The sequence below is a fragment of the Giesbergeria sinuosa genome (genome assembly GCF_042652905.1).
GTDB lineage: Bacteria > Pseudomonadota > Gammaproteobacteria > Burkholderiales > Burkholderiaceae_C > Simplicispira > Simplicispira sinuosa.
The window spans coordinates 363218-378671 of sequence record NZ_JBHSHJ010000002.1 but is presented as its reverse complement, the minus strand read 5'-3'; the positions used below and the strand labels follow the sequence as shown (position 1 = coordinate 378671).

Here is a 15454-nt window from a genome sequence, read left to right as displayed (position 1 = left end):
GGAGTTTTTGCTATGCCTCCAAGGGAGAAAACTCCTGCAGAAGAAACACGGTCAACCGGGTATGTGTACCCAGCCTTCCATCAGAATGCGGGCGCTGCGACTCATTACCGCCTTGGTGACCGTCCACTGGCCGTTTTTCTGTTGCGCCTCTGCGCCCACGCGCAAGGTGCCCGAGGGGTGGCCAAAGCGCACGGCTTGGCGTTCACCACCACCAGCAGCCAGGTTCACCAGCGTGCCGGGAATAGCCGCCGCCGTACCAATAGCAACTGCGCAAGTGCCCATCATGGCGTGGTGCAGCTTGCCCATAGAGAGGGCGCGCACCAGCAGGTCGACATCCGCTGCCTCAATCACCTTGCCACTGGAGGCGGTGTAGTCCTTGGGCGGACTGGCGAAGGCAATTTTGGGCGTGTGCTGGCGCGTGGCCGCCTCCTCGGGCGTTTGAATCAGGCCCATGCGCAGCGCACCAGCGATACGAATCTGCTCAAAGCGTGCCAGTTGCGCTGGGTCGCCGTTGATGTCCTCGCGCAGCTCTGTGCCTTGGTAGCCGATGTCGGCAGCGTTGACGAACACGGTAGGAATACCCGCATTGATCATGGTGGCCTTGAAGGTGCCAATGCCGGGCACTTCCAGTGCATCCACCAGATTGCCGGTAGGGAACATCGCGCCGCCGTCTTCACCCTCGTCTGAGGGATCGATGAATTCCAGCACGATTTCGGCGGCCGGAAAGGTCACGCCGTCCAGCTCGAAGTCACCGGTTTCCTGCACCTGCCCGCCCGCGATGGGCACGTGGGCGATGATGGTTTTGCCGATGTTGGCCTGCCAGATGCGCACCACACACACGCCGTTCTCAGGGATGCGACTGGCATCTACCAAACCCGCATGGATAGCAAAAGCCCCGGCAGCGGTAGAGAGGTTACCGCAGTTGCCGCTCCAGTCCACAAAGTCCTTATCGATGGACACTTGGCCGTAGAGGTAATCCACATCGTGCCCAGGCCGCGTGCTCTTGGAGAGGATCACGCACTTGCTGGTGCTCGACGTTGCACCGCCCATGCCGTCGATTTGTGCGCCGTAGGGGTCGGGGCTGCCGATGACGCGCTGGAACAATTTTTCACGCGCCGGGCCGGGCTGCTGCGCGGCTTCGGGCAGGTCTTGCAGGCGGAAGAACACGCCTTTGCTGGTGCCACCCCTCATGTAAGTAGCGGGGATGCGGATTTGGGGAAGGTATTGGGTCATGGCTTCAAGCCCGATGGGATGCCAAAAAATCTTGCGCGAAACGCTGTAACACGCCGCCCGCTTCGTACACTGAAACTTCTTCGGCAGTGTCGAGGCGGCAGGTGGTGGTCACATGGTCGGTCTGTCCGTTTTGGCGGTGGATGAGCAGCGTCAGTTCGGCACGCGGCTCCAAATTGCCTTCTACATCGTAGGTTTCGGTGCCATTGAGCTGTAGCGTCAGACGGTTTACGCCCGGCTGAAACTCCAGCGGCAGCACGCCCATGCCGATCAGGTTGATGCGGTGGATGCGCTCGAAACCTTCGGCCACCACCGTTTCCACGCCCGCCAAGCGCACGCCCTTGGCGGCCCAGTCGCGGCTCGACCCTTGGCCATAGTCGGCTCCGGCGATAATGATGAGCGGCTGGCGGCGGTTCAGGTAGGTCTCGATGGCCTCCCACATGCGTACCACTTTTCCTTCAGGCTCAATGCGCGCCAGTGAGCCTTTCTTCACCTGTCCATAGACCACCGCCATCTCATTGACGAGCTGCGGGTTAGCAAAGGTAGCGCGCATAGCCGTCAGGTGGTCGCCCCGGTGCGTGGCGTAGGAGTTAAAGTCTTCCTCCGGCAGCCCCATCTTCGCCAGGTACTCGCCTGCCGCACTGTCGGCCAAAATGGCGTTGGAGGGGGAGAGGTGGTCGGTAGTGATGTTGTCACCCAAAAGGGCCAGCGGGCGCATGTTTTTCAGCGTGCGCGGGTAGGCTGCCAGTGCGCCCACACCTTCCGCATCCCAGTAAGGCGGGCGGCGGATGTAAGTGGACTGCGCTCTCCAGTCGTACTGCGGCGCAGCCTTTGGACCATCGTCCTGACGGATGGTAAACATCGGCTCGTATACGGCCCGGAACTGCTCGGGCTTGACAGCCTTTGCCACGATGGCATCGATCTCCTCGTCGCTAGGCCACAGGTCTTTCAGGCACACAGGCTGGCCATCCACCACGGCAAAGGCATCGTTTTCAATGTCGAAGCGCACCGTGCCCGCGATAGCGTAGGCCACCACCAGCGGCGGGCTGGCCAAAAAGGCTTGCTTGGCATAGGGGTGGATGCGCCCGTCGAAGTTGCGGTTGCCCGAGAGTACCGCCGTGGCGTACAGATCGCGGTCGATGATTTCTTGCTGAATTTTCGGGTCAAGCGCACCGCTCATGCCATTGCAAGTGGTGCAGGCAAAAGCGACGATGCCAAAGCCCAGTGCTTCTAGATCTTGTAGCAGCCCGGCCTCTTTCAGGTACAGCTCTACCGCCTTGGAGCCGGGGGCGAGCGAGGTCTTGACCCACGGTTTGCGCGCTAAGCCCAGACGGCGGGCGTTGCGCGCCAGCAGGCCTGCGGCGATGACATTGCGCGGGTTGCTGGTGTTAGTGCAGCTGGTGATGGCCGCAATAATGACAGCACCATCAGGCATCAACCCCTCGGCCTCTTCGGCGCGGGCCATCTCCAGCTTGATGGGGCCAGCAATACCGCGATCCACCAGTGCCGAGGTCGGCAAGCGGCGGTGCGGGTTGCTGGGGCCGGCCATGTTGCGCACCACACTGGAGAGATCGAACGAGAGCACACGCTCGTACTGCACCTCGCGCAGCGTGTCAGCCCACAGACCGGCAGTCTTGGCATAGGTTTCTACCAAGCGCACCTGCTCTGGGCTGCGGTCGGTCAGGCGCAGGTAGTCGGTGGTCTGCGGGTCGATATAAAACAGCGCCGCCGTAGCACCGTACTCGGGGCACATATTCGAGATGGTGGCACGGTCGCCAATCGAGAGGCTGTCTGCCCCCGCGCCGAAAAACTCCACATACGCGCCCACCACTTTTTCTTGGCGCAGAAACTCGGTCAGCGCCAGCGCAATGTCGGTGGCGGTGATGCCCGGCTGACGCTGGCCCGTGAGCTTCACACCCACGATATCCGGCAGGCGCATCCAGGAGGCGCGGCCCAGCATCACGTTCTCGGCTTCCAGCCCGCCCACGCCCACGGCAATCACGCCCAGCGCATCGACGTGGGGCGTATGGCTGTCAGTGCCCACGCAAGTGTCGGGGAAAGCTACGCCGTCCTGCACATACACGACGGGCGACATCTTTTCCAGATTGATCTGGTGCATGATGCCATTGCCTGCCGGAATCACGTCCACATTGGCGAACGCCTTCTTCGTCCACTCGATGAAGTGAAAACGGTCTTCGTTGCGGCGCTCTTCAATCGCCCGATTCTTGGCAAAGGCATCAGGGTCAAAGCCGCCACATTCCACGGCCAGCGAGTGATCAACGATAAGTTGTACTGGCACCACCGGATTGACCGCTGCCGGATCACCGCCCTCTTTGGCAATCGCATCGCGCAAACCAGCCAGATCCACCAAGGCTGTTTGGCCTAGGATATCGTGGCACACCACACGTACAGGGAACCAAGGGAAGTCGATGTCACGCTTACGCTCAATCAACTGGCGTAAAAAGGCGTTCAGCTGTTCCGGCGCAGCACGGCGCACCAAGTTTTCAGCGTGGACACGGGCGGTGTAGGGCAGGGTGGCCCAAGCGCCGGGCTGGAGTTGTTCGGCGGCTTCGCATGCGTCGAAATACTCCAAGGCCGTGCCAGGAAGGGGTTTGCGGTGGACAGTGTTCATCATAGGGGGCAGGTTCGCTTCTTTGTGGGCTACCAGCGCTTGCTCAGCGTTACTTTCAGTGCAGAAATAGGCAAAAAATCTGCTGAACAAGCGTTGGTCGCTATCTTTGGAGGTTCAACGGCGCTCTTCAATCGGCACAAACTTTTGGTCTTCCGGCCCGGTGTAGTTGGCACTGGGTCGGATGATCTTGCCGTCCACGCGCTGCTCAATCACATGCGCAGCCCAGCCGCTGGTGCGGGCAATGACGAACAGCGGCGTGAACATGGCGGTGGGCACCTGCATCATGTGGTAGCTCACGGCGCTGAACCAGTCCAGGTTCGGGAACATCTTCTTGACTTCCCACATCACGGATTCGAGTCGCTCGGCGATGTCGTACATCTTGGTTGATCCGGCCTCCTCCGACAGGCGCTTGGCCACACCCTTGATGATGACGTTGCGCGGGTCGCTCACGGTGTACACCGGATGACCAAAGCCAATCACCACCTCCTTGGCCTCCATGCGGCGACGGATGTCGGCCTCGGCCTGATCCGGGTTGTCATAGCGCTTCTGGATCTCAAACGCCACCTCGTTGGCACCGCCGTGCTTGGGGCCGCGCAACGCACCAATAGCCCCGGCAATACTCGAATATATGTCACTGCCGGTGCCAGCAATCACACGGGCCGTGAAGGTGCTGGCATTGAACTCGTGCTCGGCGTACAGGTTGAGCGAGGTGTGCATGGCGCGCACCCAACCCTCGGACGGCTTCTCACCGTGCAGCAGATGCAGGAAATGGCCGCCAATCGATTCGTCATCCGTCTCCACCTCGATGCGGCGGCCCGAGTTACTGAAGTGGTACCAGTACAGCAGCATGCTGCCCAAACTGGCCATCAGGCGGTCGGCAATATCACGTGCGCCGGGCAGGTTATGGTCGTCCTTTTCTGGCAATGCACAACCCAGAGCCGAGACACCGGTACGCATCACATCCATCGGATGGCTAGCGGCGGGCAGTTGCTCCAAGGCCGCCTTTACGCTGCCGGGCAAGCCACGCAATGCCTTGAGTTTGGCCTTGTAGGCCTTGAGCTCGGCTCGCGTGGGCAACTTGCCATGTACCAACAGGTAGGCGATCTCCTCAAACTCACAGACCTCAGCGATGTCGAGGATGTCGTAGCCTCGGTAGTGCAGGTCATTGCCGGTGCGGCCTACGGTACACAGGGCAGTGTTGCCAGCCGCCGTGCCCGACAGGGCAACGGATTTCTTGGGCTTCAAGGTCACTGGGGCTTGCAATGTCTCGGAACTCATGTTGGGGTCTCCTGTTGAATATAAGAACAATCCATCGTTGCAGGGCGGCCTAGCGCATCGACCGCCACCATTTCAAACACCCCCTTGAGCACCTGGTCTTGCGGCACGCCGGGCGTATCGGCCAAGGCAGTAACGCACACCGTCATCGAGCTACGGCCAACCCGGCTGACCCAGGCCCGCAGCAGTAGCTGGTGACCGACTGGCACGGGTTGCAGGAAGTCCACACCGCTCACACTAGCCATGACCACTTCACGCTGCGCCAAGCTGCGGGCAGCCAAGAAGGCCGCTTTGGCCAACAACTGCAGGCTCTGACCAGCAAAGAGGGTGCCGTGGTGGTTAGCCAAGGCAGGTAACACCAATTCGCGTAATTCAACGGTTCCAAGAGGGCTTGTCATGATTCGCAATTTACGCAAAATATGGCCCCTAGAAAACCACTGAATTGGCGAATTTTTGCGAAAGAAATTCGTAAATTTGCGAAATTTGCGAATTTCACAAACTCTTGAATGCACAGCAATGAAAAAAACTTTCATGGGCATCAAACTGCGCAAACTGCGTGCTGAACGCGGCATGTCACAGATTGCACTGGCCCAAGCGATGGGGATCTCACCCAGTTACTTGAACCAACTCGAACAGAATCAACGACCGTTCACGGTATCTGTGCTGCTCAAACTCAACCGTGCCATGGGCATTGACATCCAAGAGTTCTCAGAAGATGAGGAGGCGCGTCTATTGGCAGGATTGAAAGAGGCGCTGGCCGAGGCCGCACAACCGATATCGCTGCCGGAGTTTCAAGAGGTAGCCTCTCAGATGCCAGCCTTGGCGCAAGCTGTGATCGCTCTACATCGCCGCCAACATGAGCTGATTGGGCGATTGGAGTCCCTGTCGCTGCAGTTGGGCGATGGTCGCAATCATGATGAACCGATGATCAGCCAGCCCTTCGAGTTGGTACGTGATTTTTTCTTTTCGCACCAAAATTACTTCGATCCTTTGGATCGCGCAGCCGAAGGATTGGCCCAACAGGCACAAGCCAAAGCCCCCTCAATGAAACTAGATGCATGGCTAGAACAACGGCTAGAAACCCATGGGGTCAAAGTTCAGAGGGATCGGTCGGCACAGCGCAGCAAACGTCATTTTGATCCCGTCCAGTTCACTTTGACCCTATCCGCTCACCTCGAACCACCACAGCAATCATTTCAAATGGCGACACAGTTGGCCTTGATGGAGTTCTCATCGTTAATCGATGACTTGATCAAAGTCCCGCCTTTTACCAAGAACGAACCCGCTCGTAAGTTAGTGAGAGTGGGCCTCGCCAACTACTTTGCCGGGGCGTTGCTACTGCCCTACATGAATTTTTTGCAGGCGGCTGAGACACTGCGCTACGACATCGAACTGCTGGGACAACTGTTTGGTGTCGGGCTTGAAACCGTTTGTCATCGGCTTAGCACCTTGCAGCGGCTAGGTTCGCCGGGCGTACCCTTCTTTTTTGTGCGGGTGGATCGGGCCGGAAACATCTCCAAACGCCAGTCGGCCACCCACTTCCACTTCAGCCGCATCGGTGGTACCTGCCCGCTGTGGAACGTCTATGAGGCTTTCTCCAGGCCGGGCCAAATCTTGGCACAGTTGTCCAGCATGCCAGACGGCCGCCGCTACCTGTGGATTGCACACACCGTCACCCATGGTGAAGCGGGTTATGGCGCACCACGCAGAACGTTTTCTGTCGGATTGGGTTGCGATGTACGCCATGCACATCGGCTGGTTTATGCAAAAGGCTTGGACTTGCAGAGCCCGGAAGCAGCCACACCCATCGGTATGGGCTGCAAGGTGTGTGAACGGGAGGACTGCCCGCAGCGTGCTTTTCCATTTGTCGGCCGAGCTTTGGCCGTGGACGAGAACCAAAGCCAGTCTGCACCCTATGGATCACTCGTCGGGCAGCGTGCGGGTAGCCAAAAACTTCAGTGAGATTCCGATCTTGGGGCCATCCATTCCTGCATCAATAGCCGATGTCAAAGCCACTTTACTAGGCATCGTTCAGGTAAGACCATCCTTCGAGGTACGCGCCAGTACAACCAAGGCTTGTAAATAATCAATCTGCATATCAGCTTCTCTCGCACCCAAGTAGATTTGTTTGGCGATACCCTGCGGCCCCAACCTCACAGGCTTGATGGCTAACCGCACCGCATACTCCTCTACCAACCAGCGTGGCAGTGCAGTGACACCTCGGCCACTAGCGACCATCTGCAGCATGATGTCGGTGTTTTCGATCGGTTTGTGGCGGCGTGGTAACACCCCGGCGGGCAACAGAAACTGCTGGTAAATGTCCAGGCGCTCTGGGGGCACCGGATAACTGAGCAAGACCTCCGATGTCAACTGTGCCGGTTCCACAAAAACCTGATGCGCCAATCGGTGCTGATTGCTCACTACCAACACCTGCTCGTAATCGAACACTGGCTCAAAGTGCAGACCCGGCTTGAACACCGGATCCGGTGTCACCAGCAGATCAATCTCAAAGCCGAACAGTGCACCGATACCGCCGAATTGAAACTTCTGCTTCACGTCCACTTCAACATCAGGCCAAGCGGCCAAGTAGGGGGCCACGATCTTCAGCAGCCATTGGTAACAAGGGTGGCATTCCATGCCGATGCGCAACGTGCCCCGTTCGCCCTGAGCAAACTGTCGCATGCGCTCCTCGGCCAGCTCCAATTGTGGCAACACCCGATTAGCCATCGCCAACAGGTACTGGCCCGCTTGGGTCAAACGCAGACTGCGGCCTTCACGCAGCCAGATATCGGTGCCTATCAGCTGCTCCAATTTTTTCATGGCGTGGCTCAGTGCGGGCTGAGTGAGGCACAGGGTAGAGGCTGCCACCGTCATCGAGCCCTGCCGATCAACCTCCCGAATAATGGCCAAGTGACTACGTTCGATCATAGTTCTTCATGAATAAAATTTATCAATTCCTGAAAAAACATCATTTTACTTAATCCATACATGTCTTTAACCTCACGGCATCTCGAACTCAGATGACATTGAAGAAGACACATGGTCACAACACACAACCTCGGCTTTCCCCGCATTGGTGTCCAGCGCGAACTCAAGTTCGCGCTGGAGTCCTATTGGAAAGGCCAATCCGCGCTATCCGACTTGAAGACACTGGGCGCTGGCCTTCGGCAGCAACACTGGGCCGACCAAGCACCGCTAGACTGGGCTCCAGTGGGAGATTTCTCGTTCTACGACCAAGTGTTGGACATGAGTTTCACACTGGGCAACCTGCCTGAGCGGGTGCGTGACTTTCATGGCGACTCCTTAGACAATTACTTCCGCGTGGCGCGTGGCCGCTCAGCCCAAACGACCGAGAACCATGCGGGCTGCTGCGGTGGCGTGGCCGCAGGTGAGATGACCAAGTGGTTTGATACCAACTACCACTACATCGTGCCCGAGTTCACCACAACAACCGAATTCAAACTGGATGCCAGTCGCCTGTTGGAGCAACTAGCCGAGGCCCGTGCCCAAGGCGTAAAGGCCAAGCCAGTCATCATTGGCCCCGTAACCTACCTGGCCATCGGCAAAAGCAAGGACGGCTCCAATCGTCTGGCTTTGCTGGAGCGACTGCTGCCGGTATATGCCGAACTACTCGAAACCTTGGCCGGTGAAGGGGTGGAATGGGTGCAAATCGATGAGCCCATCCTAGTCACCGAGTTGGATGCCGATTGGCAACACGCTTTCAAGATTGCCTATCACCACCTCAAAGCTACCAAGCTCAAGCTATTGCTGGCAACCTACTTTGGCCAACTACAGGAAAATGCTTACTTGGCCGCCAACCTGCCTGTGGCCGGTCTGCATGTAGACGCGATCAACGACCGCGATGGTGTGCAGCTGCTCATCAACCTGCTATCCCCACACAAGGTGCTGTCGCTGGGCGTGATCAATGGCCGCAACATCTGGAAAACCGACCTCTATGCCACCTTGGATTGGCTGGAGCCGTTAGCGCAGCAGTTAGGCCAGCGCCTGTGGATTGCACCCTCATGCTCGCTGCTGCATGTGCCAGTAGACTTGGCCAGCGAGCAAAAGCTGGACGCGGAAATCCTGTCGTGGCTGGCCTTTGCCCGTCAGAAGTTGGTGGAGCTTCAAGTGTTAGCCCAGGCCCTGAATGCAGGTCGTGATGCAGTACGCGAAGCCTTGCTTGCCAACCAAGCAGCACTCTCGGCGCGCCGCGCTTCACCGCGCGTGAACAACCCAGCCGTCAAGCTGGCTGTATCCAAGATCACCAGTGATTTGGGCCGCCGCGAGAGCCCCTATAGCCAACGTGCACCCAAGCAGGCTGCACTGCTGCAACTGCCCCAGTTTCCGACCACCACCATTGGCTCGTTCCCGCAAACGCCTGAAATCCGCCATGCGCGCAGCGAATTCAAGGCGGGCCGACTGGATCTGGCAAGCTACCAAGCCGCCATGCGCCAAGAAATTGAACGCGCCGTACGCGAACAGGAAGCCTTGGGGCTGGATGTGCTGGTGCATGGTGAGGCCGAGCGCAACGATATGGTCGAGTATTTCGGCGAGCAGCTTGAGGGTTATGCTTTCAGCCAGTTTGGCTGGGTGCAGTCGTATGGCTCGCGCTGCGTGAAGCCACCGATTCTGTTCGGCGACATCAGCCGCCCGCGCGCCATGACGGTGGAGTGGATCACCTATGCCCAGTCCCTGACGAGCAAGCCTATGAAGGGTATGCTCACCGGCCCAGTTACCATCCTCAACTGGTCTTTTGTGCGCGATGACCAGCCGCGCTCAGAGTCGTGCCGCCAACTGGCACTGGCTATCCGCGAAGAAGTGCTGGATCTGGAACGGGCTGGTGTGCGGGTGATCCAAATTGACGAGGCCGCGCTGCGTGAGGGTCTGCCGCTGCGCCGTGCCCAATGGAAGAACTACCTTGACTGGGCAGTGGAAAGTTTCCGCATCACCGCCAACGGTGTGCGCGATGAAACGCAGATCCACACCCACATGTGCTATTCGGAATTCAACGACATCATCGCTTCCATTGCGGAGATGGATGCCGATGTCATCACTATTGAGACCTCACGCTCGGACATGGAGTTGCTCGATGCCTTCGACGACTTCAGCTACCCCAACGAGATCGGCCCCGGTGTTTATGACATCCACTCGCCCAACATCCCCAGCGAGCAGCACATGGTCGAGCTGATGAAGAAGGCTGCCGCGCGCGTTCCCGCCGAACGCCTGTGGGTCAATCCTGATTGCGGTCTCAAGACCCGCCAGTGGCCTGAAGTCATTCCAGCCCTCACGCACATGGTTGCTGCCGCCAAGACCCTGCGGGCTGAGCTGGCCTAACATCAGTCTTCAAGGTTCAGTGGGCGGAGCGAACCGCGATCGGTCAACCTCTTTTGCCAGACCAATCCAGTGCTGGAGCACGGTTGCTTCTGCCTTTGGCTCTGTCTGAGCAGTGCTTGGATGCCATCCCGGCAGTGCGATGTTTGAAGGGTCGAACACGCCGAAGGCCTGGGAATTTGCATGCCGACAAAGGGTATGACGCGTGCCGTTGTCGCGATTACTTGACGGTGCGGGGCATTATCAGCCGTATAGCGCGCAAACGAGTATAGAGCAGCGAGCGACTGGGTAATCATTGTTGGGTGGTCGAGCATACGCATGCATGGTTTGCGGGCTTTGGCAAGTTACGTATCAGATTCGAGCAGCGGCTTGATATTCACCAAGCACTGCTGAACTTGGCCGCTGCCATCATCTGTTCTCGGTTCGTGGAGAAGTTATGTTAGCGGCTCTGAGGCACCCGACAACGGTGCCGGTGCCTGCCATAGCCTAGCTGCGTCTGGGATTGGGATTGGGATTGGGATTGGGGTTCTCTTGGCACGATTGCACCTTGTGCAACAAAACCCCTGCCCATCTTCAAACCTTCAGAAGTCGGGCCGCGTTGTCATAGAGCAATTGGCTGACCACGTCTTCCCGAAAACCCAGCGCCAAAAAATCTTCAATCGACTGCCGGATCGGTCGAAATGGATAAGAGGAGCCAAAAAGGAGTTGTTCTCTCAAAAAGCTATTGGCCGCTTCTACATAAAACTGTGTTCCCGGTTGAAACAAATACATATCCGGTACCAGAAAAACATTCTCGTAACGGAACGCCACGCCAATAGCTTGTTGAACGTGGGGCCAATAACCGTGGTAAACCACCAAAGGCAAACGCGGAAACGCCTGTGCCACTCGTGCCAGCGGTGCGGGATCGTTGTAACGCAGATCGGGCGTGGTCGGGCCGCTCATCAAAAAGACCGGCACCCCCAAATCCTGGGCCAAGTCGTACACCGGGAAATAAATGGGATCGTCGGGATGGCGGGCGGGCTCACCAAAGCCAGGCTCCAAATCGATCCCTGCCAGTCCCAACGTGCGAACCGCCCGATCTGCTTCGGCCAAGGCCGCCTCAATGCCCTGCAAAGCAGGATCAACCGAGCCAATACCAATCAACTCCCCATGCCCTTGCACTATCTGATGGATGGTGTCATTGGGCAAATGCTGGCTGGGGGTGTGGCGTCCTACCACTACGGCATGGGTCAGCCCGGCATCGTGCACTTCAGCCAAAAACCCCTCGGGCGTTCGCGAACGGGCAAAATGCAGATCATCACCCCGCGTGCCCACACGCCGGTTGAGCCAGCGGGCCACGGTCTCGCCCGGTGAACTGGGCGTGGCACCAAAGAAATCATGCAAATAGGCAGGCCGACAGCGCATGTCAATCACACGCTGCCCTGTAGCAGCCCCGGCAGATGGCAAAAAAGCATTGGTCATGCTGCCTCCACTTGATGTGACTTTGTTGGAACAGTGGCCCGGGCATCGAAGGCACCACCTGTGAGAGTTTGGTCACGCAAAGTTACTGCTTGTTTGCCGGGCAACAGTGGAAACACCAGTTCTGCAAACCGGATAGCTTCTTCTAGATGGGGATAGCCGGACAACACAAAGCTGTCCACCCCCAAATCCACGTACTCTTGCAAACGAGCCGCCACTTCTTCAGGATTGCCCACCAATGAGGTGCCTGCACCACCCCGCACCAGCCCCACACCAGCCCACAAATTAGGGCCAACCACCAATTTGTCTCGCCGTCCGCCGTGCAATGCAGCCATGCGGCGCTGGCCTTCGGAATCCATGCGGGCATAGTTTTGCTGGGCACGTTGGATGTCTTCATCCGTCAGGTGGCTGATCAGGCGATCGGCAGCAGCCCATGCCTCGGCACTGGTTTCCCGCACAATCACATGGATACGCACGCCAAAACGCACAGTGCGCCCATATTGGGCAGCCCGAGCACGAACATCGGCTATTTTTTGGGCCACCGCCTCGGGTGGCTCCCCCCAAGACAGATAAGCATCCACATGTTTGGCAGCCAATTCATGGGCTGCCGCAGAAGAGCCACCAAAATACAACGGCGGATAAGGCTGGCTGACAGGAGGGAAGAAATTCTTGGCTCCTTGCACACGCAGGTGTTGGCCCTCAAAATCTACAGTGTCACCTTGCAAGAGCTTGCGCCAGATGGTCAAAAACTCATCGCTCACGGCATAACGGGCATCGTGATCATAAAAAATGCCATCGGCAGCCAGCTCTACGGCATCACCGCCGGGCACTACATTCAACAACAAACGGCCATTGAGGGCTTGGTCTAGTGATGCTGCTTGGCGTGCTGTGGCTGTGGGGTTGCCCAACGATGTGCGTAAAGCCACCAATAGTTTGATACGCTGGGTCACGGGCACCAAACTGGCCGCAGTGACCCACGGATCTAAGCACGAACTACCCGTGGGAATTAACAAGCCGTCGTAGCCCAAATGCTCGGCAGTAACGGCAATTTGACGCAAATAGGCATTGCTGGGCGCGCGACCAAAATCGGACTTACCCAAGTAGCGGGTATCACCAGAGGTAGGAAGAAACCAGAAAATATCGAGGCTCATGGAATATCCTTGTTGCTGAAAAAAGGGGAAGAGGTAAATTCTGAAAAGACAGAGGTTTTGCGTGATGTGTTAATGGCCCCCAGCCGAATCAGGCGGGCACGCACTATGTTGCGACTCAGCCCTAATAGGCGGGCGGTTTCGCTTTGGCTGTAATGGCAGTAATGAAAGACCTCGCGCAGGAGGGTGTCCTCCACGGTTTGGTGCAAATCACCCCCTTGGGCCTGACACAATTGCCGAATAGCCTGTTGCAACGCCGTCGTTGCCGCGCTGTGGGCCGGGGCCAACATGGGTGCAGGTGCTGCCGGCACATGTTTGTGAGGCGCTGATACCGCAGAATGCGATTTCGCAGGAGGTGGCAACAAACGCAGATCTGCCGCATCAATCACCTCGCCATCGCACAGCAGCAAGGTGCGATGGATCGTGTTTTCTAGCTCCCGCACATTGCCCGGCCAAGGCGCTTGCATCAGCAGGCGTTCAGCTTGTGGCGTCAAGCGCAGCCGGGGGTAACCCAGCTTGCGGCTGTACACCTCCATGAAATACCGGGCCAAAGGCACAATATCACCGGGGCGTTCACGCAAGGTCAGCACATGCAAACTGACCACATTGAGCCGGTAATAAAGGTCTTTGCGAAAACACTTGCGCTGCACCATCTCTTCCAGATCGCCTGTGGCCGCAGCCACAATGCGCACATCAATCGGGATGGGTTTGCGCCCGCCTAGGCGCACAATCTCGTGCTCTTGCAGTACGCGCAAGAGCTTGTTTTGCACCATGAGCGGCAAGTCATTGATTTCATCCAGAAAAATCGTCCCGCCATGTGCCGCCTCAAACCAGCCAATTTGGGTGCCAAAGGCTCCTGCAAATGCGCCGCTCTCATAGCCAAACAGTTCGGCATCGACCAACGTTTCTGAAAATGCCCCGCAACTGACCACCACAAATGGCCCGTTGCAACGGGCACTACGGTAGTGCAGATGGCGGGCAATCAGCTCCTTGCCCGTCCCCGTCTCGCCCGTGATGAGTACGTTGGCTTTGCTATGTGCCACCTGTTCCACCTCGGCTAACAAGGTTTTGGAACGCGGGTCTTCAAAAATCCAATCGAACGCAGGGCTTTCAGAATTGGACGGCGGTGGCGGCCAGATCGGAAGGGTGGCCATAGGCGTGCCGTTCAGGAATAAAACGAGGGCGCAGGCACCTCGCCATGCAAGGCCCAGCCGCCCAACTCTTTGAGCTTGTAATCGACCGGATCATGCAAAGATTGGGTTCGCAGATTGCGCCAAAATCTGTCCAAGCGCAATGCACCGTGGGTGGCGCGCGCCCCCGTGGTCTCGAAAAATCGGCTTGAGACTTCCAAACCCACTCTGGACGATGCCACCTTGGCTGCGGCAATGGCTACCGCCACTTGTCCGCGCTGCTGTGCATCGAGGGCTGCACCACGGCTCCAGGCCTCATCAAACCGTTGGGCCGCATGGCTTGCCAACAAGCGCACGCTTTCCAAGCCCACAAAAAATTCTCCGTAATGCAGCAGCGTATATGGGTCTTGACCCGCCTGCTCGACCCCAGAACGGAACCAAGGCCGTGACTCGTTCAAGGTGTAATGACGGGCCTGCTCAAACGCGCCTTCGGCCAAGCCCAAGAACAAATGCACAAAAATCAACTGTGCCAGCAAAGGCCGCAACGATGAAAACGGGGTAGACAACGGGCCAGGGTCTAACAGCAGCTCATGGGCTTCCACCCGAACTTTTTCAAACAAGGCGCTGCCACTGTCCGTTTGGCGCTGCCCGATGCTGTTCCAGTCTTCATTGAGGGTGATACCTGCCCGCGATGTAGGAATAGCCGCAATCAGGAGTTTTTGGCTGTGTTCGTCAAGGCCTGAAGCCACCAACATTTCAGAGTCCGTGGCTCCTGAACAGAAACTCTTTTTTCCGGAGAACTCATACCAGCCTTCCCTATGGCGCACCACGGTACGGGTGTCTAAAGGATTCAGCGCATTGCCCCAAAACCAATGTTTGTGTGCCGTTTGCTCCAGCCAAGGCTCCCATTGGTCTGGGCGAGAAAACAAGCGTACTGTGGCTAACAACAGATGGTGAAAACCATAGACATGGGCAATAGAGCTGTCCACCTGCGCAAAACGCCGCACAGTCTCCAGCACTTGCGCCCAGTTCAGCCCCTGACCACCGTATGCGGTAGGGATAGATAACGACAGCAATCCACTGCGCCGCAGTGCGTCGCGCTCGGCTTTGGGTGTACCGCCACGGATATCACGCTCCACGGCAGTGGCGGCAAACTCGCGCGCCAGGGTTTCAGTGATCTGTGAATAAGGCAGAGAAGGGGTGTCCGGCATAGTGCTAGAGGCATTGGGTTGAGAAGAGGGCTGTGGTGG

11 protein-coding genes and 1 pseudogene are annotated in these 15454 nt (G+C 57.8%); 3 read left to right on the top strand and 9 right to left on the bottom strand.

What is annotated here, in order from left to right:
* Positions 1 to 51: 51 nt before the first annotated feature.
* The 4 genes from prpF to ACFO6X_RS04385 all read right to left on the bottom strand — a co-directional run bounded on the left by prpF (position 52) and on the right by ACFO6X_RS04385 (position 5535).
* Positions 52 to 1233, bottom strand: coding sequence for a 2-methylaconitate cis-trans isomerase PrpF (prpF, locus tag ACFO6X_RS04400; protein WP_382430424.1), 1182 nt, complete (start codon positions 1231 to 1233; stop codon positions 52 to 54).
* A gap of 4 nt (positions 1234 to 1237) precedes the next feature.
* On the bottom strand, positions 1238 to 3862 hold the full coding sequence (gene acnD, locus ACFO6X_RS04395) for a Fe/S-dependent 2-methylisocitrate dehydratase AcnD (RefSeq protein ID WP_382430528.1): 2625 nt from the start codon (positions 3860 to 3862) through the stop codon (positions 1238 to 1240).
* 114 nt (positions 3863 to 3976) lie between these two features.
* A complete protein-coding gene (gene prpC, locus ACFO6X_RS04390) occupies positions 3977 to 5140 on the bottom strand; it encodes a bifunctional 2-methylcitrate synthase/citrate synthase (RefSeq protein ID WP_382430422.1) in 1164 nt (387 codons plus the stop codon).
* Positions 5137 to 5535 carry an acyl-CoA thioesterase gene (locus ACFO6X_RS04385; RefSeq protein ID WP_382430420.1) on the bottom strand — a complete coding sequence of 133 codons (399 nt, stop codon included), beginning with the start codon at positions 5533 to 5535 and terminating at the stop codon, positions 5137 to 5139. Before ACFO6X_RS04385 ends, prpC begins: the two co-directional genes overlap by 4 nt.
* A gap of 118 nt (positions 5536 to 5653) precedes the next feature.
* Here ACFO6X_RS04385 and ACFO6X_RS04380 point away from each other — a divergent pair, with 118 nt between their 5' ends.
* Positions 5654 to 7099 carry a short-chain fatty acyl-CoA regulator family protein gene (locus tag ACFO6X_RS04380; RefSeq protein WP_382430418.1) on the top strand — a complete coding sequence of 482 codons (1446 nt, stop codon included), beginning with the start codon at positions 5654 to 5656 and terminating at the stop codon, positions 7097 to 7099.
* Between the two features lie 69 nt (positions 7100 to 7168).
* Here the strand turns inward: ACFO6X_RS04380 and ACFO6X_RS04375 are convergent, their stop codons facing one another.
* A complete protein-coding gene (locus ACFO6X_RS04375; RefSeq protein ID WP_382430416.1) occupies positions 7169 to 8065 on the bottom strand; it encodes a LysR family transcriptional regulator in 897 nt (298 codons plus the stop codon).
* Between the two features lie 111 nt (positions 8066 to 8176).
* Between ACFO6X_RS04375 and metE the strand changes: the two genes are divergently transcribed.
* Entirely contained in the window at positions 8177 to 10471 is a 2295-nt protein-coding gene (metE, locus tag ACFO6X_RS04370) for a 5-methyltetrahydropteroyltriglutamate--homocysteine S-methyltransferase (RefSeq protein WP_382430413.1), read from the top strand.
* Positions 10472 to 10578: 107 nt separating this feature from the next.
* Positions 10579 to 10911: pseudogene (locus ACFO6X_RS04365) on the top strand (transposase family protein); the annotation flags it as partial.
* 130 nt (positions 10912 to 11041) lie between these two features.
* On the opposite strand, the gene ACFO6X_RS04360 reads toward ACFO6X_RS04365, so the two are convergent.
* From ACFO6X_RS04360 to ACFO6X_RS04345, 4 genes are read right to left on the bottom strand one after another with little or no spacing between them, the layout of a single operon-like run.
* On the bottom strand, positions 11042 to 11929 hold the full coding sequence (locus ACFO6X_RS04360) for an amidohydrolase family protein (protein WP_382430411.1): 888 nt from the start codon (positions 11927 to 11929) through the stop codon (positions 11042 to 11044).
* Entirely contained in the window at positions 11926 to 13077 is a 1152-nt protein-coding gene (gene ssuD / locus ACFO6X_RS04355) for an FMNH2-dependent alkanesulfonate monooxygenase (RefSeq protein WP_382430409.1), read from the bottom strand. The genes ACFO6X_RS04360 and ssuD overlap by 4 nt, the downstream gene beginning before the upstream one ends.
* Positions 13074 to 14228 (bottom strand): sigma-54 interaction domain-containing protein, encoded by a 1155-nt coding sequence (locus ACFO6X_RS04350; RefSeq protein WP_382430407.1) that lies wholly within the window; start codon positions 14226 to 14228, stop codon positions 13074 to 13076. Before ACFO6X_RS04350 ends, ssuD begins: the two co-directional genes overlap by 4 nt.
* A gap of 11 nt (positions 14229 to 14239) precedes the next feature.
* The gene (locus ACFO6X_RS04345) at positions 14240 to 15415 is read right to left on the bottom strand and encodes an acyl-CoA dehydrogenase family protein (RefSeq protein ID WP_382430405.1); all 1176 of its coding nucleotides are present in this window, start codon (positions 15413 to 15415) and stop codon (positions 14240 to 14242) included.
* Between the last annotated feature and the right edge of the window lie 39 nt (positions 15416 to 15454).